Annotated in this window: 18 protein-coding genes, 1 tRNA gene and 1 pseudogene; 13 read left to right on the top strand and 7 right to left on the bottom strand. The window is 43.3% G+C overall.

What is annotated here, in order from left to right:
• Positions 1-49: 49 nt before the first annotated feature.
• Both MKY14_RS20705 and MKY14_RS20700 read right to left on the bottom strand, forming a co-directional pair.
• On the bottom strand, positions 50-1,195 hold the full coding sequence (locus tag MKY14_RS20705) for a response regulator (RefSeq protein ID WP_081386357.1): 1,146 nt from the start codon (positions 1,193-1,195) through the stop codon (positions 50-52).
• 83 nt (positions 1,196-1,278) lie between these two features.
• A complete protein-coding gene (locus tag MKY14_RS20700; protein WP_076125484.1) occupies positions 1,279-4,377 on the bottom strand; it encodes an ATP-binding protein in 3,099 nt (1,032 codons plus the stop codon).
• A 103-nt stretch (positions 4,378-4,480) separates the two neighbouring features.
• Here MKY14_RS20700 and MKY14_RS20695 point away from each other — a divergent pair, with 103 nt between their 5' ends.
• From MKY14_RS20695 to MKY14_RS20680, 4 genes are all read left to right on the top strand, one after another.
• Positions 4,481-5,062, top strand: a complete 582-nt coding sequence (locus MKY14_RS20695; RefSeq protein ID WP_076125482.1) for an RNA polymerase sigma factor — start codon at positions 4,481-4,483, stop codon at positions 5,060-5,062.
• Positions 5,059-5,511 (top strand): anti-sigma factor family protein, encoded by a 453-nt coding sequence (locus MKY14_RS20690; protein WP_038569222.1) that lies wholly within the window; start codon positions 5,059-5,061, stop codon positions 5,509-5,511. Before MKY14_RS20695 ends, MKY14_RS20690 begins: the two co-directional genes overlap by 4 nt.
• Positions 5,512-5,586: 75 nt before the next feature.
• On the top strand, positions 5,587-6,084 hold the full coding sequence (locus tag MKY14_RS20685) for a hypothetical protein (RefSeq protein WP_076125480.1): 498 nt from the start codon (positions 5,587-5,589) through the stop codon (positions 6,082-6,084).
• A gap of 17 nt (positions 6,085-6,101) precedes the next feature.
• Positions 6,102-7,193 (top strand): DUF4097 family beta strand repeat-containing protein, encoded by a 1,092-nt coding sequence (locus MKY14_RS20680; RefSeq protein ID WP_076125478.1) that lies wholly within the window; start codon positions 6,102-6,104, stop codon positions 7,191-7,193.
• A gap of 76 nt (positions 7,194-7,269) precedes the next feature.
• On the opposite strand, the gene MKY14_RS20675 is transcribed toward MKY14_RS20680, so the two are convergent.
• On the bottom strand, positions 7,270-8,250 hold the full coding sequence (locus tag MKY14_RS20675; RefSeq protein WP_076125476.1) for an aldo/keto reductase: 981 nt from the start codon (positions 8,248-8,250) through the stop codon (positions 7,270-7,272).
• Positions 8,251-8,476: 226 nt separating this feature from the next.
• Here MKY14_RS20675 and leuB point away from each other — a divergent pair, with 226 nt between their 5' ends.
• The 5 genes from leuB to MKY14_RS20650 all read left to right on the top strand — a co-directional run bounded on the left by leuB (position 8,477) and on the right by MKY14_RS20650 (position 14,031).
• Positions 8,477-9,559 (top strand): 3-isopropylmalate dehydrogenase, encoded by a 1,083-nt coding sequence (gene leuB, locus MKY14_RS20670; protein ID WP_036680106.1) that lies wholly within the window; start codon positions 8,477-8,479, stop codon positions 9,557-9,559.
• A 191-nt stretch (positions 9,560-9,750) separates the two neighbouring features.
• Positions 9,751-10,290 (top strand): peroxiredoxin, encoded by a 540-nt coding sequence (locus MKY14_RS20665; protein WP_036680102.1) that lies wholly within the window; start codon positions 9,751-9,753, stop codon positions 10,288-10,290.
• Positions 10,291-10,515: 225 nt separating this feature from the next.
• On the top strand, positions 10,516-10,923 hold the full coding sequence (locus MKY14_RS20660; protein WP_036680100.1) for a hypothetical protein: 408 nt from the start codon (positions 10,516-10,518) through the stop codon (positions 10,921-10,923).
• A gap of 391 nt (positions 10,924-11,314) precedes the next feature.
• On the top strand, positions 11,315-12,418 hold the full coding sequence (locus MKY14_RS20655) for an ATP-binding protein (RefSeq protein ID WP_076125474.1): 1,104 nt from the start codon (positions 11,315-11,317) through the stop codon (positions 12,416-12,418).
• A 107-nt stretch (positions 12,419-12,525) separates the two neighbouring features.
• Positions 12,526-14,031 carry a leucyl aminopeptidase gene (locus MKY14_RS20650; protein ID WP_143762367.1) on the top strand — a complete coding sequence of 502 codons (1,506 nt, stop codon included), beginning with the start codon at positions 12,526-12,528 and terminating at the stop codon, positions 14,029-14,031.
• Between the two features lie 98 nt (positions 14,032-14,129).
• Here the strand turns inward: MKY14_RS20650 and MKY14_RS20645 are convergent, their stop codons facing one another.
• The 4 genes from MKY14_RS20645 to MKY14_RS20630 all read right to left on the bottom strand — a co-directional run bounded on the left by MKY14_RS20645 (position 14,130) and on the right by MKY14_RS20630 (position 16,855).
• The gene (locus MKY14_RS20645; RefSeq protein WP_175618979.1) at positions 14,130-14,276 is read right to left on the bottom strand and encodes a hypothetical protein; all 147 of its coding nucleotides are present in this window, start codon (positions 14,274-14,276) and stop codon (positions 14,130-14,132) included.
• A 103-nt stretch (positions 14,277-14,379) separates the two neighbouring features.
• Positions 14,380-14,559: a FeoB-associated Cys-rich membrane protein gene (locus MKY14_RS20640; protein ID WP_076125472.1), complete on the bottom strand. Its 180-nt coding sequence runs from the start codon at positions 14,557-14,559 to the stop codon at positions 14,380-14,382.
• Positions 14,560-14,603: 44 nt separating this feature from the next.
• Positions 14,604-16,616, bottom strand: a complete 2,013-nt coding sequence (gene feoB, locus MKY14_RS20635) for a ferrous iron transport protein B (protein ID WP_076125470.1) — start codon at positions 16,614-16,616, stop codon at positions 14,604-14,606.
• A complete protein-coding gene (locus MKY14_RS20630) occupies positions 16,613-16,855 on the bottom strand; it encodes a FeoA family protein (RefSeq protein ID WP_036680093.1) in 243 nt (80 codons plus the stop codon). Before MKY14_RS20630 ends, feoB begins: the two co-directional genes overlap by 4 nt.
• Before the next feature lie 238 nt (positions 16,856-17,093).
• On the opposite strand from MKY14_RS20630, the gene MKY14_RS20625 reads away from it, so the two are divergent.
• The 4 genes and pseudogenes from MKY14_RS20625 to MKY14_RS20610 all read left to right on the top strand — a co-directional run.
• Positions 17,094-18,053, top strand: a complete 960-nt coding sequence (locus tag MKY14_RS20625; RefSeq protein ID WP_170914180.1) for an aldolase catalytic domain-containing protein — start codon at positions 17,094-17,096, stop codon at positions 18,051-18,053.
• A 244-nt stretch (positions 18,054-18,297) separates the two neighbouring features.
• Positions 18,298-20,424, top strand: a complete 2,127-nt coding sequence (locus MKY14_RS20620) for a putative bifunctional diguanylate cyclase/phosphodiesterase (RefSeq protein ID WP_076192986.1) — start codon at positions 18,298-18,300, stop codon at positions 20,422-20,424.
• 64 nt (positions 20,425-20,488) lie between these two features.
• Positions 20,489-20,562: transfer RNA gene (locus MKY14_RS20615), tRNA-Gly, on the top strand.
• Between the two features lie 147 nt (positions 20,563-20,709).
• A pseudogene (locus MKY14_RS20610) lies at positions 20,710-20,973 on the top strand (cation diffusion facilitator family transporter); the annotation flags it as partial.
• Positions 20,974-21,134 lie beyond the last annotated feature (161 nt).

Raw genomic sequence — 21,134 nt, 5'->3', positions numbered from 1 at the left:
ACCCGGTTTTATCCGGGTGTCTTTATTATGTCTTGATAGGTTATTTAGCTCATCGCACTCTATGGTTAAGCTGCTCCCATTGCTCGTACCATTGCTCAACGCTGGCTGGAAGGCCAAGGTTAAGTTCCTTTTGGAACAAATCCTTGAGCAGCTTGTACTGCTCTTCCACAGCGGAACGTTCTCCAATGCTGTCGTAGACCTTCATTAATCCTAAATGCCCTTGTTCAAAATAAGGCTGTAACTGCACTACTCGTTGATAGACAGTAACGGCCTCGGCAATTCTGTTGCTTTCTATATAAAATTGGGCTATGCCCATTGCATGGTGCAACCAAATGGTACGAAGACGTTGCCGCTCACTTTCAGCCCATAAATAATCATAATCGTCATAGTAATCTCCAGAATAAAGCTCGAATAAAACTTGATGCTCCGCACAATTAACTTCACTGATGGTTTCCAGAGCCAGGATACCCTGTTCCCACTTATCTACATCAATCAACATTGATCCGGTTTCAAGGGTATAGCCTTCCCCCCCGCTAAGGTTGCTGATATGCAGGTCGACTTCATTCTGCTTTAAGCATTGCCGGACTTGATAAATTGTTGTATAGAGATGGGTAGAGGCCTTTTTCAGATTGAAGTCTGGCCACAGCAGTTCAATCAGCATGTCTTTACTTACGAAGCGGTTGCGATTATGGAGCAAAAAGGCAAATAACTCTTGGGCCTTAGAGGTTCTCCAACGCAGATTATTCAGAGATTGTCCGCCTCGTTCAAAACGAAGCGATTGAAGACAACGAATGGTTACCTCTTCTTTTGCAATTATGAGTTTTGGTGCAAGTGACAATCTTTCTTCTAACCGCTGGACAGCTTTCAATAGTCGGTCATTTCGCACAGGCTTCAAAATATAATCGAGCGCATTAATCTCAAAAGCCTCCACAGCATAATGGTTATACGCGGTTACGAAGATAATATTTGCATTTGGACAGGCCTCTTGGAGCATCTCCGCAGCTTGAAGACCATTAATTTCAGGCATTTCAATATCAATAAAAATAACGTCAGGATGATAAGACGGAGCCTCTTGAATGGCCTGTGAGGGGTCCGTATAGGAAGCGGCTATATGTAAAGATGGTATTTTTTTTAACATAAACTCTAATTTCACAAGGGCAAGCCGTTCATCGTCAACTAATATTGCCTGAATCATTATTAATCACCACTCAGATATAGTATTTTAGCCAAAATACGTCGAATCCTTACTTGATATTTCGGTTCACAATAGTTTGTCTGTTAATCAGAAGGTTTTCGAAGCGGATTTTTTTTGTCAGAAGGAATAATAAAACTCACAGAAGTTCCTTTCCCTTCGGAGCTTTTAATCTGCAGCCCTTTTCCGTAGACCCGCAACAGCCGTTTATGTGTATTTAAAAATCCGATTCCTCTTGCATCATTAGACGGATTGCTGAGCAACTGCTGGAGTTGTTCGTTTTTCATGCCTTGGCCATTGTCTGATATCGTGATTTCAATATCGCCAGCTTGTTCCTTGATGGTTATGGACACCGTTCCTCCTTGGGAGCGACTCAAAATACCGTGCCGGACAGCATTTTCAACCAGTGGCTGTATAGTCAGGGGCGGCAGCTGAAAATGCAAGCTTTCCTCATAATCCCAAAGAATGGTCATCCTATCTTCAAAGCGCTCCTTTTCTATGTAGAGGTAGGCATGAACAAGCTCAAGCTCTCGTTCAATCGGTATCATAGGCTCAGCATTCAGGAAATTGAAGCTTAAACGCAAATAAGAGCTGAAGGCATCCACAAGGTGACTCATTCTATTAATATCAAAAGAAGCCAGCGCAGATATTGAATTTAATGTGTTGAACAAGAAATGTGGTTGTATTTGCGCTTGAAGATAGGCAGCTTCCACACGAAGCCGTTCGTTTACGGACTGTTTTAGATCTGTTAAGGAGCGTACACGGGCCTTCAGCTCTATTGCATTCATAGGCTTCATTACATAGTCATTTGCACCTGAAATAAAACCGGTATAAATATCTTCCGCTTGGCCTCGTGCCGTCAGAAGCAGAATGGGAAGCTCAGCAATGGTGTAACGTTCACGAATTCTATGCGCCAGCTCATACCCGGACATTTGTGGCATCATTACATCTGTAATAATTAAATCCCACTGAACGGTATCCAGCAATAGTAAAGCATCGTTTCCGCTGGTCACCGTAACGATTTCATAGTCCTTGATGGAAAGTACGTTGGTAAGTATTTTTAGATTAACCGGATCATCATCTACAGCCAGAAGCTTGGGTCTCCTTCCATGGGCTGATGAAACGATACCCGGTGCGGTTAATTTGGATAAAGTGATCATAGATGGCGTGTCTGAGAATTCAGTCATAGAGGGCAGTTCTGAACTCAATACCCGGCTGGTTGAATCGTATAATGGCATTGTGAATGTAAAGGTAGTACCTTCTCCAAGTGTAGAGACTACACTTATTTTCCCGCCGTGAAGTTCAACTAACTGCTTGCTGGTGCTTAATCCAAGCCCGATGCCACCGCTAACTTCGTTCATGCTGGAATCGCCCTGTTCATAGGGCTGGAAAGCTCTGAGCAACGTCTCCTCGTTCATGCCAAGACCCGTATCCGTAATATGAATCTGCGCCGATTTTTTATGAATATCTGCATGGATTCTTATCGTGCCTACAGTCGTATATTTAACAGCATTTTGAAGCAGATTGAACAAGATCTGAATGAGTCTTTTTTCATCAGCCACAATAGAAGGGAATGAATCTGGTATTTCTGAGATTAAGGTTAAAGATTTCCCTTCCGTTAAGAATTTGAACATATCAAGCACACCCACTGCGAAGGATTGGATCTTAAGTTCTCTGAGCTGCAATTGTATATTGCTTTCACGGAGCTGGGATTGATCCCGCAGATCGTCTACCAGAAGGGACATACGTCTTCCAACGGTAATGAGCAGTTTTAAATTCTCAGCATTTTGATGCGTTACAGTATCACGCTCGCTGTCCAGGACAGTTTCGGCAATGTTAATGATACTGTACAGCGGATTTTTTAATTCATGTGAGGTGTTAGCCAAAAAAGCATCCTTTTGTGTAACACTTCTCTGCAGGCTGTGCGCCAGTTTTTCTGTCTCCTTGGTATTCCAGTGATATCGCTTAAATCCAAAAGTCGCAAAGCACAAAAAGGCGATAATTAGATCAAAAGGATAATAGGTAACGTTAACCCAGTTATAATTCTTGAACATTCCCCAAAGTGTGCTGTTAACGATGGCAAACATAGATAACAACAGGAAAATAGAGCCTTCGTAATTTTTAACAATAGATCTCAGAAAAAGAATTACGACACCTAATGCTAAAACTAATAAATTTATGCCGAAAATCAGTGTGTGAAATTCATAATAGTGAACAACGGGTCCAAATAATATGAACAGGATGTCTACTACGGACAGGATGGTTAGGATACGAATACTTTTTATTTTTAAATCCGCGAACAAAAGATGTTTGCTTGTCTGCAGGATAAAAATAAATACAGCAATATAAGAGATAAAAAATAGCTTGAAATTCCATTGATAGTTCAAGGGAAATACGTGCAATAAAAGCCTGTCATCATCTATGAGTACGGTAGTTATAGCGGATATTACCAGTAGAAAAAAATAGATCAACATCTTTTGCCGCAGCCCAATTATATATAAAATAACAGCATATACAGCGTGCAGTATTAGAACAACACATAATAGCAACTGTAGGCTAATAGAGAGCAGTCTTTCCTGTGTTAAAGCTTTTTCGCTGCCAAAAACAATCGTTTTAGAAATTCCTCCCGTTTGGGAAAAGGAATAGTTGGCTACATGGATCACAATTTCAAGTTCACTTTTATCGGTTGTAAAGGATACTGAATAAGGCAGTATGTACGGAATATAGTGTTCTTTACTCTCAGCAGGAGTGCCAGAGCTGTCCAGCCGTTCACCGTTGATATACACTTCTGAAGAGGACCGAGCTCCGGAAATTAGAAGACTATAGGATTGCTTCTTATGATTATCTGTTAGGACACGTAGCCGATAGGAGCCGTAGCCATAAGCAGATTTATCGCTATCGCTAAGGGCATCTTTCCAGTTCCCCGGGACTTGTATATATTTTGCAGGAGCAGCAGTTACAGATTGTTCGTTGAATGAAGGAAGCAGCATACCCGGATAGAACTCCCACTGCCCATTTAAAATAAGGAGTTTGTCCTGATTCCATTGTTTATCCCGTAAATCCAACACACCATTGATCAGTGGTGGTTGTGTGGTGTGCGGAGAAATCTTTACCCATAGGATACGGAATCCAGTGAGTACAATAAGAAACAATGCGATAATTAAGAAGAGTTTTCTTTTAGTCATAGTAGTTAAACATTATTCGACAACAAACTATATATTCCTCTCTTCAGCCTATTTCAAAAAAACCAAAAAAATTTATGTATAGGTTGCAGGGGAGAACGATTGGTTGGCGTCTAACGTTATGAAGGTGAAGGAGGGGAGAAAGCTGGAAGAGGCAGAATGGATTGCTGCTGTGCTGAACGGTCAACATCAAGCCTTTGGGCATTTGGTGACACGTTACCAAGGCATGGTATACAGAGTATGCGTCAAAATCACAGGAGAAGCCGAATCGGCCAAAGATATGGCCCAGGAGGTTTTTATAAAAGCATATAAAGCGCTCCCCTCTTTCAGAGGACAATCCTCCTTCTCGACATGGCTGTATCGGATTGCCTACCGAACCTGTCTGGACTGGAAACGGGCCAACGATAGGGAGTGGAAGTACCGAAGTGCAGCTGATTACACAGAAAATGATTGGGTAACGTCTCAAACTCCGGAGCATGAGGTACTTGAGCAGGAAACATCAGCTGAATTAGGTGAGAATGTGAATAGTCTGGCGGAACCGTACCGGTCGGTCGTCCAGCTGTACTATTTTCAGCGAAATTCCTATCAAGAGATTGCAGAGCAAAAGGGAGTTTCCGTGAAAACAATCGAATCGCAGCTTTATCGAGCCAGACAGATGATGCGTAAACAAAGGGAGGAATGGCGATGAATTGTGCAATAGTGAAGGAATGGATGCCACATTATATAGACGGCCTACTGTCTCCAGAGATGGAGCTGAGTATCCGATTGCACATAGAGTCATGTCCTGATTGCGCAGAGTGGCTGGAGGAAGCCAAAGCAATGTCGGAGCTGTGGTCGGAAATGGATGCTGACAGAGAACAGTTGCAGGCGCAGATGGACTTCCCGGATCTCGCAGCAGATGTTATGACACATATTGAGCAGCTCGAAACAGGGCGCAGATCACGAGCGACTAAGGCAACCAATGTAAGACGTCGTTCTGCCCCAAAAACCTCATGGATTCATTATGGAGTGGCTGCTTGCCTCAGTTTGTTATTGTTGCAGTTTGGGGTATTTGAGAATTTGGCCTATGGCATTACCGAAATAAACGGCCATATGTCGAATTCAGTAACCCAGTGGTTTGGTGGCTTTGGGAGATAGTAATAAAATAATTGATCATCAATAGATGTTTAAATTGGCTAAAGTTTTGCTACCCAAATTTTAGGAGGATGTATTATGATTAAGAAGAGACGTTGGCTCACTTTTATGCTGGCTATGATACCTGGAGTAGGTCATTTGTACTTAGGCTTTAAAAAGCAGGGTTTACAGTTTATGATCGGGGCCTCCTTATGTATAATGTTTATTCCGTCCGAGCCCTTGATCTTCCCGTTTGCCCTGGCGGCGCTGTGGTTTTATCAGTTGTTTGATGCCCTGCAGAAGGCGGCTTGGATGAAAATAACGGCTGCTGAACACGAACGAATGATGTTTCATCCAGACAGCTTCGGAGCCCCTTGGACCATGGGTATGTCCTCTATGCCTGGATATCCACATGAAGAGATCAATCCAGCTTGGGTGGGAATCGGCTGTGTTGTTGCTGGGTTCCTTATGTTGGTAATCACAGCTTTCCCTACCCTTTGGGATATGCTGACTGAGATCAACATCGGCACGATCTTATTATCAGTGGGTCTGATTGCGTACGGACTGAAGATGTTAAGGAACAATACGAGAGCATAAGAAACGGGGATTTAACTATGGGGAGATGGAAAATAGGAAGTTTCACAGCAGCCTTGGGCTGCATTGCCCTTGGTGTCATTATCGTGATGGCTCAGTATGATATGATCAGCTATGAGGTGCTTGGTTTTTTATGGCCGGCGTTGTTGGTCTTATTCGGACTTGAGATGTTGATTAGACTTTTTATCAAATCCGATGTCAAAAGCCGTGTAAGCGGCTGGGCCATCCTGTTAATTATTGTGCTGATCGGAGCAAGTGGTGCTCAGACAGTAATGGCCGGAGGTTCACTCAGCAATCTGATCGGTAATACACATCTAACTCCGCTTAGTGGGAATGTGGAAGTGAAAGAGAATATTACGACGCTCAAAATCGTACTTCCAAGTGGAAAAGTAAAGGTTGAGGGTGTAGCTGGAAGCTCTTTGGATTATGAGGGAAGTTTACTGCTGCCTGGAAAATCGCAAAGTGATGCTGAAAGTGCATTAGAAAAGAAATGGAAGGTTAGTACTGAAGGAGATACACTGATTATGGAGCTCGATACCGATCATAATTGGTTCTCTAACATTCAGTTTGGATTCAATACCAAAAGTCCTTATTTAAATATAAGTGCACCCAATAACCTTGCTGTTGAGGTTGAGACAAGTGATGGCTCTATAGAAGCCTGGAATCTTAAGTCAGGTATAGAGGTTGAGACAAGTAATGGTGCATTAAATATTCATGATATTGTCGGCGAAGTGGATGCGCATACCAGCAATGGGTCACTATCCGTACAGAATATCCAAGGTGAAGTTGAACTTGTGAGCTCTAATGGAGCCATAGTATTGGATAACATTGATGGGGCGTTGTCAGCCAAGAGCAGCAATGGCAAAATTACTATAAACTCAGCAGTGACCGGAAACTGGAAATGTACATCCAGTAACGGAAAGATTATAGTGGGCTTACCGGCCGTGTCGGATGCGAAGATTATTGCAGATACAAGTAATGGCTCGCTGAAGGGGAATGTACCCTGGGATCGGGACGGCGATAGCTATGGTACCGCTGTGCTTGGTAAAGCTACGTATACTGTGGATTTAAGCACGAGTAATGGAAGTGTGACCGTGGACACAGCTGAATAAGTATGAGTAAAAGGGAGCTGAGGCTTCAGCGAATGGATTCTGCTGAGGCCTCAGCTCCTTTTATGATAGAACTTACCTACCAAGCATAGGCTTTAGGGGCTTCACCGCCGGGTCCAGGGAATATTTCATCTAGTCGTTTAAGCACAGCTTCATCTAGTACAATCTCAAGACTGCGCAGCGCACTCTCGAATTGCTCCAGTGTGCGGGGGCCGATAATAGGAGCTGTTACAGCAGGATTAGCCAGTAGCCAAGCAAGAGCGACATTATCCTGTGGTTCTCCCAGCTCCATACATAAGCTGGAAAAAGCCTCAAGCTGGCTCTTGTGCTGCTCTACACGATCTGCATTTCCGCCACTTCGGCTGCCCTCTATTTTTTTGAGTGCATTTCTTCCGAGAAGACCTCCATCGAGTGGACTCCAAGGAATAATACCTAGCCCCAGATGGCGAGCGGCTGGCAAAACTTCAAGTTCAGGAAGCCGACAGGTCAGACTGTATTTATGCTGCTCTGAGACTAGTCCAAGAAAACCACGAGCCTTTGCTTCTTGTTGTGCTATGGCGATATCCCAGCCTGCAAAGTTACTGGAACCGACATAACCAATCTTGCCTTGACTCACAGCCAGCTCGAAAGCCCCCCAGAGCTCTTCCCAGGACGTACTGCGGTCTATATGATGCATCTGGTACAATTCAATATGATCGGTCTGAAGACGCTGCAGGGACCCTTCAAGATGGCGACGAATGATATATGAGGATAATCCTTCTTCATCATTAGGACCATCAAGCTTATCATTCATGGCTCCATAAACTTTGGTGGCTAGTACAACCTTTTCCCGCCGCCCGCCGCCTTGTTTAAACCAGCGTCCGATAATGGTTTCAGTCAGGCCAGAATTTTCGCCCCAGCCGTAAATGTTAGCGGTATCAAAAAAATTAACACCTGCATCCAGTGCAGCGTCCATGATGCGGAAGGCTTCTTTTTCATCCGTCTGTGGGCCAAAATTCATCGTTCCTAGACATAGGCGACTGACCTTCATGCCGGATTTGCCAAGCTTTGTATAATGCACTTCGCATTCACTCCTTTGATAGATGACTTCATAGTAATTGTAAACATCTTCAGAACTAAGAGCAAATATGCTCAGCATTCACGGTGGTGTTCTGATTCTCACTGTTTATAGGCTATACCTATCAGATCAATAGAATCTATATCTTTGTCCTTTACGACTGGGTATGATACAACAATATAAAGAAGAACTATGTCTGTTAGAGCAGAAAACTTGAGGAGTGACTGAGATGAGTGAAGTTAAAAAAATCGCCGTTATCGCAGGGGACGGTATTGGACCAGAAGTTGTAGCAGAAGCGGAAAAAGTATTGAAAGTAACAGAAGAAGTATTCGGTTATGCCTTTGAAACAGAGCATGCATTATTTGGCGGTATCGCTATAGACGAGAAGGGCACTCCGCTGCCGGAAGATACACTTGAAATCTGTCGTAGCGCAGATGCTGTGTTATTGGGTGCTGTTGGTGGACCAAAATGGGATAATAATCCAAAGGAACTTCGTCCTGAAACCGGACTGCTCGGAATTCGCAAAGCACTGGGGTTGTTCTCCAACCTGCGTCCAGCTGTCGTATTTGACTGTCTTAAGGATGCTTCGACTTTGAAGCCTGAAGTCCTGGAAGGCACAGATCTTATGGTAGTTCGCGAACTGACTGGCGGGATTTATTTCGGAGATAAATTGCGCCGTCAAGGAGAACATGGTGAAGAAGCTGTGGACACCTGTGTATATAACGTAATGGAAGTAGAACGAATTGTCCGCCAAGCTTTTGAAATTGCCGGCAAGCGCCGCAATAAACTGGCGAGTGTTGATAAAGCGAATGTACTTGAAACTTCACGTTTGTGGCGTGAGGTTGTGAATAAGATCGCTCCAGAATATCCGGAGGTAGAGGTAGAGCATGTACTGGTTGATAACTGCGCAATGCAGCTGCTGCGCCGTCCATCTAGCTTTGACGTTATCGTTACTGAGAACATGTTTGGTGATATCCTGAGCGACGAGGCTGCTATGCTGACAGGTTCTATCGGTATGCTTGCTTCGGCTTCGATGGGTGACGGCAACTATGGTCTCTACGAGCCCGTTCACGGCTCTGCTCCTGATATTGCCGGACAAGGGCTTGCGAACCCGATCGCAACAATCTTGTCGCTGGCCCTTATGTTCCGCTTAACCTTTGGTTATGAGGATGCTGCTGCTGCAATCGAAGCTGCAGTTGCTGCAGTATTGGATGCAGGGCACCGTACAAGTGATATCGCCGTGGATAAGAGCAAAGCGATCAGTACAACTGAAATGGGCGACCTGATTGTTGCAGCAATCCGCAAAGCTTAATTATTAGTTTATAATGATTATAAATAAATAATTGATCTAATCTTGACTTTGATTTTGTGCGATGATACCATTTGTTTAGTAGACAAGATATTATCGATTTCTGCAAATTTCAATATATTTCAGTATATTTCAGTATATTGAGAGATACAAATGGTACTTTTTCTTACATAATCAGAGGGAGGATTCTAGCAATGGCGGAACGTTTAGTAGGTAGACCGGCTCCCGATTTTACTATGGAAACCGTATCAGGTGATGGTAAGGATTTTGGTAAAGTAAGCTTGTCTGATTATCGTGGCAAATGGCTTGTATTCTTCTTCTATCCGCTTGATTTCACATTTGTATGTCCAACTGAAATCACAGCTCTCAGTGACGCAGCAGCACAGTTTGAAGCACTTGATACAGCGATTCTCGGCGCAAGCATCGATTCGATCCACAGCCACAAAGCTTGGATCAATACCCCTAAGGATTCTAATGGCCTGGGTCGTTTGAATTTCCCGCTTGCAGCTGATATTACGAAACAAGTCTCTAAAGACTATGGCATTCTGATTGAAGAAGAAGGTATCGCATTGCGTGGTTTGTTCATAATCGATCCTGAAGGCGAATTGAAATATCAAGTCGTTAACCACAATGATGTAGGCCGCAGCGTGGAAGAAACACTTCGTGTTCTGCAAGCCTTGCAATCTGGTGGTTTATGCCCAATGAACTGGAAGCCGGGAGATAAGAATCTGTAAATTTTAGACCGTTATCATAGTGATCCTTGATATTCTGATTTCTACCTCCTTGCAGAAAATTTTCTGTAAGGGGGTTTTTTGCTCCAAAAGATCTTGTATATCTAAATAGATTTGAAAATAGGCGCGAAAAGTTATATTATGTCCTCGAGTGGAGGAATCTCCATTGGGGTAATGTAATACAATAATAAACAATCAAAGGGTTATTTCTAAGGAGGGCGAACAAATATGAGCTTTTGCTGTGGAGCGAGTATGGTAGGAACAAAGGGGACCCTAAAACATTATCGCACGCAAGTCCATAATGTTCCCCTGCTTTTTTGTCCGGTATGTCATCGTGTGGAGGTTCACTACAAGGTCGAGAATGAATATGAGATCTTAGCGGAATATGCACATGGAGATGGTGTTACCGACGTGGACTTTCAGGACTATGTCATGGAAGACGAAACTGCAATATTCGAGAATGTCATTAACGTCGAGAGTGAAGATCCTCTAGCCGTTGTACGCAATCAAATCGATATGGCGCTTGACCTGCTAGCTGTAGCTAAACAGATTGAGGATACCAAGTGGGAACGGGAATTGAAAAAAAGGTTAGCTGTGATGAGTCAGCGCCGTCTACGCCTGCAACAAAAGGCATAAGTTTATTACTAATTTTTTGGGCATGCCCCATTTTTCCATGTAAGCCTCCGCAATCGCGGGGGCTTTTTAGCTTTTTATAATCCTTTTTAGCTTTTCGTGATCCTTTTTAGATTGTTTTAAATCATTTAGACGAATAAATAGCGATAAATATAATTTGATGTGATGTTTCATATGTCTTTGGAATCATTTTATGAATTTTTTTACCATTCGACAGTTTCTCCGATTGCGTTGTCTAGTTCTCTTGGATATGATTGGAATATAATTGAACCGGTTGGAAAAAGTGCAACGATTACCGAATGTTCTGGCGGCTTCGTCATACACTCAAATACATAGTAATTTGATGTCGCTTAAGCGTCTTCGTCAAATGCAGTAAAAGGGGGAACTTCGTATCGTGATTAGCCAATATCAAGAAAGTCTTCTATTACCGGGAAGAACCTATCAAACTGGACCTGTGGATACTACATACGAGGATGTTCTAGAGAATATTGACAGCGGAATCATGCTTTTTGATGAAGAGGGAGTTATAAGTTTTGTAAATAAGCAAATGTACGGGATGCTCGAGCTTACCCGTCACTCTCTTGTGGGCTGCACATTTTCCCATCTGCTGTCTAATATTCGACTGAGCCGTTCCAAGAAAAAACAAGTACTGCAGAGCTACAGAGAGATGGTATACAAAGGAAAATCAAATTATGAGTTTCTAGACGAGTATGGCCGTTACTGGAAGGTTACTTTATGCTGCGGAGAGCAAATGAAAGGCTGTTATTTGTTCACTGTCAAGGAAATCTCGGATTATAAGTTAATCGAACAAACGGCTTACCAGAACGATAGCTTGGCTATGCTAGGCAAATTATCCGCATCTATTGCCCATGAAATCCGGAATCCGTTGACCGCGATCCGGGGATTTATTCAACTGCTTCATCCATACTTGCATCAACTGGGGAAAGAGGAATATGCCAAGATTATATTGGCCGAGATCGATCGTGCGAACGATATTATTCATGAATTTCTATCCTCCTCTAAGCCGTCAGTTCCGCAGGTGGGGATGATACCCGTGTCCGCATTGCTTAAGGAGGTTGTTCTCCTTACAGAGAGCGAAGCTTTAATGAAAGGCTGCCAGATCAATCTTCATCCTCTTCAAGAGGACATGGTGATTTCTGGCGATGTCAAACAGATGAAGCAAGTCGTGCTTAATATGATTAGAAATGCAATGGAGGCTGTAGCGGATCGAGAAGATGATTCGATGGGGAAAATCGAAGTTGGTGCCCGCAGAGAAGGCTCTGAGGTCCGTATTTTCATATCTGACAACGGTAAAGGAATGGATATTCGTACACTGGACAGGTTATTTAATCCTTTCTTTACTACCAAGGAGAATGGTACAGGATTGGGTCTTTCCGTAAGTGACCGCATCATCAAAAATCATGGCGGATGCATTTCTGTTAGCAGCAGAGTCAACGAGGGTACTCATTTTGTGATCTCTTTACCACTAATCCATTAGAATAAGTAATAAGAGGCTGATCCCTGCGGAAAATACAGATGCGGAGATCAGCCTTTGCTTATGTTACAATGGGTGTTGGTTTTGGGAAACAAATGGAGGGAATCACAATGAATATAGATTACAACAGTGGTGTTGCCAACAATGTGCAGGGTGATGCCCTTATCCTTATTATTTCTGAGTCTGAGGTCGAAAATGGAGGCTTTTCCGAGGGCTGGGATGACAGAATTCGCCTATTGGGAAAGGCAGGTTTATTTAAAGGCAAGCTTAATCAGACTTATGTACTACCTGCTGAGAATTCATCTGGTTGTCCTGTTGTTATTTTGGTTGGCAGGGGGGACCAACTTCTCACGACTGAGGATCTAAGGCAAATGGGGGCTCAGACAGTTCGTGCAGCACTTCGTTTGAAGGCGCTCAAGCTGATATTTGAAGTGCCGGACAAATTACAGGAGCTTACCGTAGAGAAGGATGTGACTTCTATTGCTTATGCGCTGACGGAGGGGCTAATGCTTGGTTCCTATCGTCGGTCTACCTATAAGCAGGTGCAGTCTTTTTATACAGGCCCAACAGCAGTTGTTTTCACTATAAAAGAGAAATTAGAGGGTACTGCCGGGCGGGATTGGACTCAAGGCATTCAGAAGGGGCTAGCTTTCGGTGAGGCCACGAATTTGGCGCGGAGCTTGACCAACATGCCTGGTAATCTATTGACCCCCTCAGACCTTGCTGTGGCCGCTGTAGAGATTGCTGAGCGATATGGCTTTCCTTCTGAGGTGCTGGACGAACGGGAAATTGAGCAAAAAGGAATGGGCGGATTACTCGCCGTCGGAAAAGGAAGTGTAAACCCTCCACGAATGATCGTCATCCGTTATCAGGGGACAGGGAATTGGGATAATGTAGTGGGGCTTGTAGGGAAGGGAGTTACCTTTGACACCGGCGGGATCTCCTTAAAAAGAGCACCAGGTATGGAAGAGCTGATTAGTGATATGGGAGGGGCAGCGGCTGTACTTGGAGTAATGGAGGCGCTTGGCCGCTTACGTCCACGAATTAATGTCGTTATGGTTATTCCTTCTGCGGAGAATATGCCATCGGCCAATGCTTTTAAGCCTGGAGATGTTATTACCTCCATGAGCGGACGAACGATAGAAGTGTTGAATACCGATGCTGAAGGCAGAATTGTCCTGGGAGATGCGCTGACTTATGCTCGGGAATGGGGAGCGAAACGTATTATCGATGTAGCTACGCTGACAGGCGCTGTGTTGTCCACTTTGGGAGATATAGCAACAGGTGCTGTGACTAATGATGAAGCGTTTCTGGAGCGATTTCTGGCCGCTTCAAGCTATTCAGGGGAAAAGGTCTGGCAGCTTCCGGCATACCCGGAATTTCGTGAAATGCTAAAGAGCGAGGTTGCCGATATCCGTAACACTGCTGGAAGATATGGTGGAGCTACTACAGGCGGATTATTTGTAGGTGAGTTTGCTGAGGGCTTGCCATGGATTCATCTAGATATTGCTGGCACTGCATATGTATCTAAAGAACGTGGAGTTAATCCTAAGGGAGCAACAGGTGTCATGGTTCGTTCTATCATTCAGTGGCTGCTGAGCGAAAGCGAGATCTAAACATCCGGGGAGCTGTCCGTTCTAAACAACAAGGGGTGTTCCCTAAACCAGAGTCTGGTTCAGGGAACACCCCTTTATTGAAATCCAAGAGCAGAAGCTTAAACAGTGCCATTGGATTTTTTGACCTTCGATTGGGAAGTGTAGGATTGAATGCCGTTCATAATTTTATCGCGAGTTCCCTTATTCTTCAGTAAATATACTGCTCCCAATGCGACCGTTGTAAATAATGTCTTTTTGGTATTCATAGGAATTACCTCCTTGGTATTGTCTGTAGTTGCTTATAACAAACATACCCGTTAGTTAAGGAGGCTAAACGATAAATCTCTATTTATTGCTCGTTTTACAAGCTTACTTCTTGTTGTTAACCGGTGTTGAACAACAAGAAAGAGGGGAATCCACCGATGCTGCCGAGCAGCTTTTTCCTTTATCACAGCCTGCACAAGCGCCCTGCTTCCCCTTTTGCACATGTCGATAGATGGTCCAGCCAGAATAACCGAAAATTAAGGCGACAATCACAACATTTATCATAATGGTACCCCACTTTCATCATGAGAATCTTATAATTTACAAGTCTACGACCATCCTAATAACCGTCCGCCTTGAAAAATAATTAAAGATACGATATACGCCAGAACGAGAGAATAGCCCATGGAGAAGAAGGTCCATTTCCAAGACGCTGTTTCTTTTTTGATTACCCCTACAGTAGCCAAACAAGGAATATATAGCAGGATAAAGGCCATAAAGCTGATCGAACTCAATGGTGTGAAGACTTGAGAAATTTGATTTTCTAAACCAGCAGCATCTGGTGCGTGATAGATGATATTCATGGTAGAGACTACGACCTCTTTTGCCAAAAAACCCGGAACCAATGTAGAGCCAGCCTGCCATGTTCCGAAACCAAGCGGTGCCAGTAGCGGTGCGATCATACCTCCAAACTTAGCCAGGAAGCTGTGATCCATGTCCACATCAAACCCGCCAGGACCGGCATAAGACATAAACCAAATAATTGCTGAGCCTGCAAGAATAATAGTTCCAGCTTTTCGCAGGAAACCTTTGCCCTTTTCCCAAGTGCTGCGCGATAAGGTCTTGATCTGCGGCATACGATAAGGTGGAAGCTCGATCATGAAAACTGAGGATTCATTTTTGAATAAATATTTAGAGAATACCTTACAAAGAATCAGCGCAAACACAATACCCATCACATACATGGACAGAACTGCTACGGCCTCTTGCGCCGGAAAAAACACAGCTGCGAATAAAGCGTAAACAGGCAGTCTCGCAGAGCAGGACATAAGTGGCATTAGCAAGGTGGTCAGCATTCGGTCTTTGGGCTGTTCGATGCTGCGCGCCGCCATTATGGCAGGTACATTGCAGCCAAAGCCAATGATGAATGGAATAAATGCTTTTCCGTTTAGTCCCATACGTTCCATCGTGCTGTCCATTAATAAGCAAACCCGAGCCATGTATCCTGAATCCTCCAAGAAGGAAATGATCAGGAAGAGAATGAAGATTTGCGGGACAAAGACGAGGACGCCCCCTACACCGCTAATTAATCCATCGACGATCAGGGCATGGGTGAAGCTGGATGCTCCAAGCGTCTGTAGCAGGGAATTGGCTCCATCACTAATCGGTCCGGAGATCAGGCCATCGAGGAGATCTGATAGAGGTCCGCCGACCCAGTCAAATGTGGTCTTAAAGAGAGCATACATAAAGAAGATAAATAAGGGCAGTCCTAGAAAACGATGCGTCAATATGGAATCTAATTTTTCTGTTAAGTTATGAGGCTTCTGCGTTGTTGTATCAAGTACAACCTCACAAATGGAGTGGATATAATCCATCCGCTGTGAGCGAATCCATTGGGGGAGCGTCAGGGCCAGCTTTTTGATCTGTAGTTCACTCTGACAGGATTCACAGATATTTAGCAGGCGGGTGGTGTCCATACGTGTCTTTAGAAAATGAAGAATAACCGGATTCTGCTCCATAAGCTGTAGAGCAATCCAGCGGTGATTGGGTAAGTCCTTGATAGGAAGTAATTCCTTTTCTATAGAAGATATCGCATGCTCTACAATCTCACCATAGTTCAACTTGAACTTTACAGCGGGAATCGCAGAGGATTTCTCTAAAATACTGAGGACTTGTGCGCAGCCTTTTCCCGTTCTTGCAACAAGCGGGAGGACAGTTATACCCAGTCGTGATTGTAAGACTTCATGATTGATGCGAATTCCACGTGCATTGGCGACGTCAATCATATTCAGTCCGAGTAAGGTAGGTTTGCCATACTCAAGTAATTGAAGCGTGAGCAGCAGATTTCGTTCCAGCTGTGAAGCATCCACGATATTAATTAAGGCTTCAGGAGATTCTTCTATTAAATACTGGGCAGCAACTCCCTCATCACGTGAGAGTGGGTGCAAGGAATAGATGCCCGGCAAATCAATGAGCTTGCCAGCGCCGTTCTTCAGGCTGCCGATCTTCTTTTCTACCGTTACCCCTGACCAGTTACCAACATATTCGTATGAGGAGGTCAATGTATTGAAGAGAGAGGTTTTACCTGTATTGGGGTTACCTACAAGTGCTATTGAACTCAAGACACGTTCACCTCAATCAATGAAGCTTCCTTCCGGCGGATGGCGAACAGTTGTCCATTGCATTCCAAGGTAATAGGTCCTAAAAAAGGTCCTTTTCCTTTCAGGCGAATGCTCACACCCTCGGACACTCCAAGATCAGCCAGACGACGACGCAGGATGGGGTTGATTCCTTCTATTTTATGAATATATCCGGTCGAACCCGGTTGTAGTCGCAGTAATGAGCAAGAGGTAGAAGCCATTTTTATCCCTCCAAAAGAGACTGATAATCAATCTCAATGATTTTCTTGTAATGTAGCATTTTTAGGGCTTATTTACTGTGATCATTGTCGCTGACACGATGTGGTAATAGCATTAAAGAGAAGAAGATGAAATTCCTTTACATTTTATTCTTCATTAAAGTATGATTATACGATATAAATTGCATAGTAAAGCTATATTCGCGGTTATAATGATTGCAATAGTTGAAGGGAGATAATTATGAAGACTAATCAATGTAAGATTGTTGACTGCACCATCCGAGATGGGGGCCTAGTGAACAACTGGGATTTTAGTGTGGAATTTGTACAAAACTTATATGCCGGCTTGAATGAAGCTGGTGTTGATTATATGGAAATCGGTTATAAAAATTCACCAAAATTGCTCAAAGGAGCAGAGGGTGCCGGACCATGGCGTTTTCTGGACGATGATTTCCTGCGTAAAGTGATTCCGCAAAAAGGTCACACCAAGCTATCTGCTTTGGTTGATATCGGCCGCGTGGATGAGAATGATATTTTGCCTCGCAGCGAAAGTATGCTGGATTTGATTCGTGTGGCATGCTACAGCAAAGATGTAGAGAAAGCCCTGCAATTGGTACAAACTTTCCATGATCTAGGCTATGAGACAACGATCAACATTATGGCTTTGTCTAATGTTATGGAGAATGAATTGTTGGAAGCTTTTGAAATGATCCGTGAGAGCGTTGTTGATGTGGTATATATTGTAGATTCATACGGCAGCTTGGATCACAATGACATGAATTATCTGGTTGAGAAGTTCAAGACACATCTGCCAAACAAACGTCTAGGCGTACATACTCACAATAATCTTCAGTTGGCGTTCTCCAACACGTTGATTGCTGCTGAGAATGGTGTAGAGTTACTGGATGCTTCTTGTTATGGAATGGGACGAGCTGCAGGAAATTGCCCTACAGAGCTGTTAGTAACTCATTTGAAGAATACACGTTACTCCTTGCGCCCTGTGCTTGATATTATTGAACGCCTGATGATTCCTTTGCGTGAGAAAGAGGAGTGGGGCTATATCATTCCTTATATGATCACAGGTACACTTGATGAGCATCCACGTTCAGCAATGGCACTTCGTGCATCTGCAGACAAGGATAAATCCGTTGATTTTTTTGATAAGCTTACAACACCAGAAGTAACCTTCGGTGACAAATAAACTTGAGTTTCTTAGAAGCACTGAACCCTTTCGTAGGGGGAAGTGCTTTTTTGGTTGCCTGCTAGCAGAAAATGGTTTATATTTATGCAAGATTTATGAATATATAACTTATAAACGCGCCTTCCATTTGAATGCCCATAAAAGAAATGTAACTTAAAAGTCCTATCCCGCCGATATTTATACATAGGACATAACTATACTTGAATGTTAATTAATAGATATTATTTTCAGACGCGAGGGACTTATGAGACAAGAAGAGAAAAAGACAATTCAAGCAGCTGCTGTAGGCGCCTTGCTGTTCCTTTTAATTCAAATTTTCCATACATCGCTTAACCGATTGGACGATTGGGATATTATTTCTTCTCTCTATCTCATTGTCGGCTGCTGTAATGTTGCTTTTGGATTTGCAATATTTGCACAGGGCTGGTTATTCTTCTCTAGCAGATTATCTAAAGGAAGATTATATGCCGCTGCTCTTTTTGGTGGAATATGTATTATTGATTTCTTGCATACACTGGGTTTTGTCGGCGTCCCGTTGATTTCATCATTCATAACTTTTGAAGAATCGTTGTGGCTGCGAACCCTCTCACGACTAATCAGCGGTTTAGGAATGTTGTTTATTTTTAGCAGGGAAGATAAGCCCGTGTCTGTCTCTGAAAAAAGAAAATTGTTTAGAATAGCCTTCATGTTGATTGTGCTTTCCATTGTTTTGTTTATTTTCAGCCACTCGGCATTGCCTCAGTTATTAACTAAGCCTTGGATGAATCCATTGAAGCAGATTGCTGATTTAGCAGTTCTTTTTGTTTACTTGGCAGGTGTTGCGGTTATTGTATTTCCTGAAAAAAGTGAAAAGTCAGCCTCACTGCTTATTATTATTCGAGCACTTATCTTTTTCTCTTTGGGCCAAGCCTTTTTTATGAGTCCATTCAGTAGTGGCAATATAGATGATCTTTTTGGAATGGTGTGTAGCGGAGTTGCTTACTACTTGCTGCTTACCGGAGTATATCGTCTGACGATTGAAGAACCTTTTTACGAAAAGCAGTTGGCTGAGGAGCGGATCAATTATTTAGCCTATCATGATGATTTAACGGGACTTCCCAATAGACGTCGTCTGACGCAGCGTGTAGAAGAGATGATTATTGCTGGAGAGAAGAAAACGAGCGATAAATTCTCAGCGTTAGCTATTATGAATATTAATCATTTCAAGAATATAAATGACTCCCTGGGCCATTTTGCCGGAGACCATTTACTGAAGCTGGTGTCTGAGCGCCTTGTGAATGAGGCCAAATCTACTGAAGAGCTTTATAGTATGGGGGCGGATGAGTTCGCTTTTCTTATGATGGAGAGAGCAAGTCTTGGAGAATGTTTGGTACGAGCTACGGAGCTGCATCGATTGTTTGAGGTACCTATTGCCTTAGAGTCGGGGGAGTACCATATTTCGCTTAGTATGGGGTTAAGTATTTATCCCGGTGACGGTGAAACTGCGGAACATCTAATTCAGAATGCTGATACGGCTGTACATAATGCCAAGGAACAGGGAGTGGAAATTCGCCGGTATATCCCAGCTATGCAGATGAAAGCAAAGGAACGTCTAAAGCTGGAAAATGACCTCCGCAGAGCGCTTGAACGCAATGAATTCTTTCTGGTGTATCAGCCAAAGGTTTTATTGGAGACGGAAGAGATCGTAGGAATGGAAGCTCTGCTCCGCTGGAATCATCCGAAACGTGGTCTGGTCTCTCCGGCGGAATTTATCCCGTTAGCTGAGGAGAGTGGACTTATTGTTCCGATTGGGGAATGGGTACTCAAAACAGCTTGTCTGCAGAATAAAAAATGGCAGCTGGCCGGCTATGTGCCGATTTGCGTCTCCATCAACCTATCTATGCGGCAATTCCTTCAGCCTAATCTAGCAGGGAGGATTCATACCATCTTAACCGACATTGGATTAGATCCGTGTTATGTCGACCTTGAGATTACTGAGAGTATGACCTTGGATAAAGAAACAGCCTTTGATCAGCTGAAACGTCTGAAAGAGCTTGGTGTCTTCATCAGTATTGATGATTTTGGTACAGGCTACAGCTCCCTGCATTATCTAAAGAACATGCCGATCGACAGATTGAAAATAGACAGGTCGTTCGTATCAGAGGTTATGGAGGACAGCAACAATGCTGCTATAGTCTCTACAATCACTTCTATGGCGCATCATTTGAAGCTAAAGGTTACGGCTGAGGGTGTTGAGAACAAGGAGCAGCTGCAGTTTTTGCGTGAACAGCATTGTCATGAAGCTCAAGGATTTCTGTTCAGCAAACCTATTCAACCAGCAGAGTTTGAGGCGATATTTTTAAAAAAGGCACCCCTCGGCGCTTCCCTGTAAACTAAAAAAATGTTGATTTTTACTTGTAGGGATGATACAATATCTCTTGTATTCAATTTCTAGTGCGGGTGTAGTTCAATGGTAGAACTTCAGCCTTCCAAGCTGATAGCGTGGGTTCGATTCCCATCACCCGCTCCATAATTCAAACTTCCAAATCCTTGCGATGCAAGGGTTTTTTTATATCCCATCAGCCTATTAATGGTTGGTGGGATTTTTTTGTTTATGCTATTTGCCTAATGGAAAAACTTTAATATAGCGTACTTTTAAGAAAAGGTTGTGAAACTTTTGAATGGTGCAAAAATTGCGTTCCTATCTGTACTTAGCAATACATTTATCGTTTCTTTAAAGCTTATGGTCGGAGTACTTACAGGTTCAGTAGCAATTATCTCGGAAGCGATCCACTCCTCCTTAGATGTAGTTGCTTCGTTGATTGCTTTTTTCTCGGTCCGATGGTCGAGTCGCTCTGCGAATAAAGCTCATCCTTATGGTCATGGCAAAGTGGAGAATATCTCAGGGACGATTGAAACGTTGCTTATTTTTGTTGCTGGAGATATTACATGAAGGCTAATAATGGTGATTAAGCACAGAGTTTCTCTGCTATTTCAATATTTTGTATTAAGTGATATGGTGATTATATCTCTTTTATATTCATTCTATATGGGGGACGGATAATGATCGCTTATTTAAGACCTTTAATAATAAGTAGTTCA

Source organism: Paenibacillus sp. FSL R5-0887 (assembly GCF_038002305.1).
Taxonomy (GTDB): domain Bacteria; phylum Bacillota; class Bacilli; order Paenibacillales; family Paenibacillaceae; genus Paenibacillus_AQ; species Paenibacillus_AQ odorifer.
Note: the sequence above shows the minus strand (reverse complement) of the source record. Positions and strands in the feature narration are given on the sequence as shown.

Excerpts from the sequence above, each read along its gene's own strand:
- leuB (WP_036680106.1), top strand. The coding sequence starts at position 8,477 with ATGAGTGAAGTTAAAAAAATCGCCGTTATCGCAGGGGACGGTATTGGA.
- MKY14_RS20650 (WP_143762367.1), top strand. The coding sequence starts at position 12,526 with ATGAATATAGATTACAACAGTGGTGTTGCCAACAATGTGCAGGGTGAT.
- MKY14_RS20620 (WP_076192986.1), top strand. The coding sequence starts at position 18,298 with ATGAGACAAGAAGAGAAAAAGACAATTCAAGCAGCTGCTGTAGGCGCC.
- MKY14_RS20645 (WP_175618979.1), bottom strand. The coding sequence starts at position 14,276 with ATGAATACCAAAAAGACATTATTTACAACGGTCGCATTGGGAGCAGTA.
- MKY14_RS20640 (WP_076125472.1), bottom strand. The coding sequence starts at position 14,559 with ATGATAAATGTTGTGATTGTCGCCTTAATTTTCGGTTATTCTGGCTGG.
- MKY14_RS20630 (WP_036680093.1), bottom strand. The coding sequence starts at position 16,855 with ATGGCTTCTACCTCTTGCTCATTACTGCGACTACAACCGGGTTCGACC.
- MKY14_RS20680 (WP_076125478.1), top strand. The coding sequence starts at position 6,102 with ATGGGGAGATGGAAAATAGGAAGTTTCACAGCAGCCTTGGGCTGCATT.
- MKY14_RS20665 (WP_036680102.1), top strand. The coding sequence starts at position 9,751 with ATGGCGGAACGTTTAGTAGGTAGACCGGCTCCCGATTTTACTATGGAA.
- MKY14_RS20700 (WP_076125484.1), bottom strand. The coding sequence starts at position 4,377 with ATGACTAAAAGAAAACTCTTCTTAATTATCGCATTGTTTCTTATTGTA.
- MKY14_RS20685 (WP_076125480.1), top strand. The coding sequence starts at position 5,587 with ATGATTAAGAAGAGACGTTGGCTCACTTTTATGCTGGCTATGATACCT.
- MKY14_RS20705 (WP_081386357.1), bottom strand. The coding sequence starts at position 1,195 with ATGATTCAGGCAATATTAGTTGACGATGAACGGCTTGCCCTTGTGAAA.
- MKY14_RS20625 (WP_170914180.1), top strand. The coding sequence starts at position 17,094 with ATGAAGACTAATCAATGTAAGATTGTTGACTGCACCATCCGAGATGGG.
- MKY14_RS20660 (WP_036680100.1), top strand. The coding sequence starts at position 10,516 with ATGAGCTTTTGCTGTGGAGCGAGTATGGTAGGAACAAAGGGGACCCTA.
- MKY14_RS20690 (WP_038569222.1), top strand. The coding sequence starts at position 5,059 with ATGAATTGTGCAATAGTGAAGGAATGGATGCCACATTATATAGACGGC.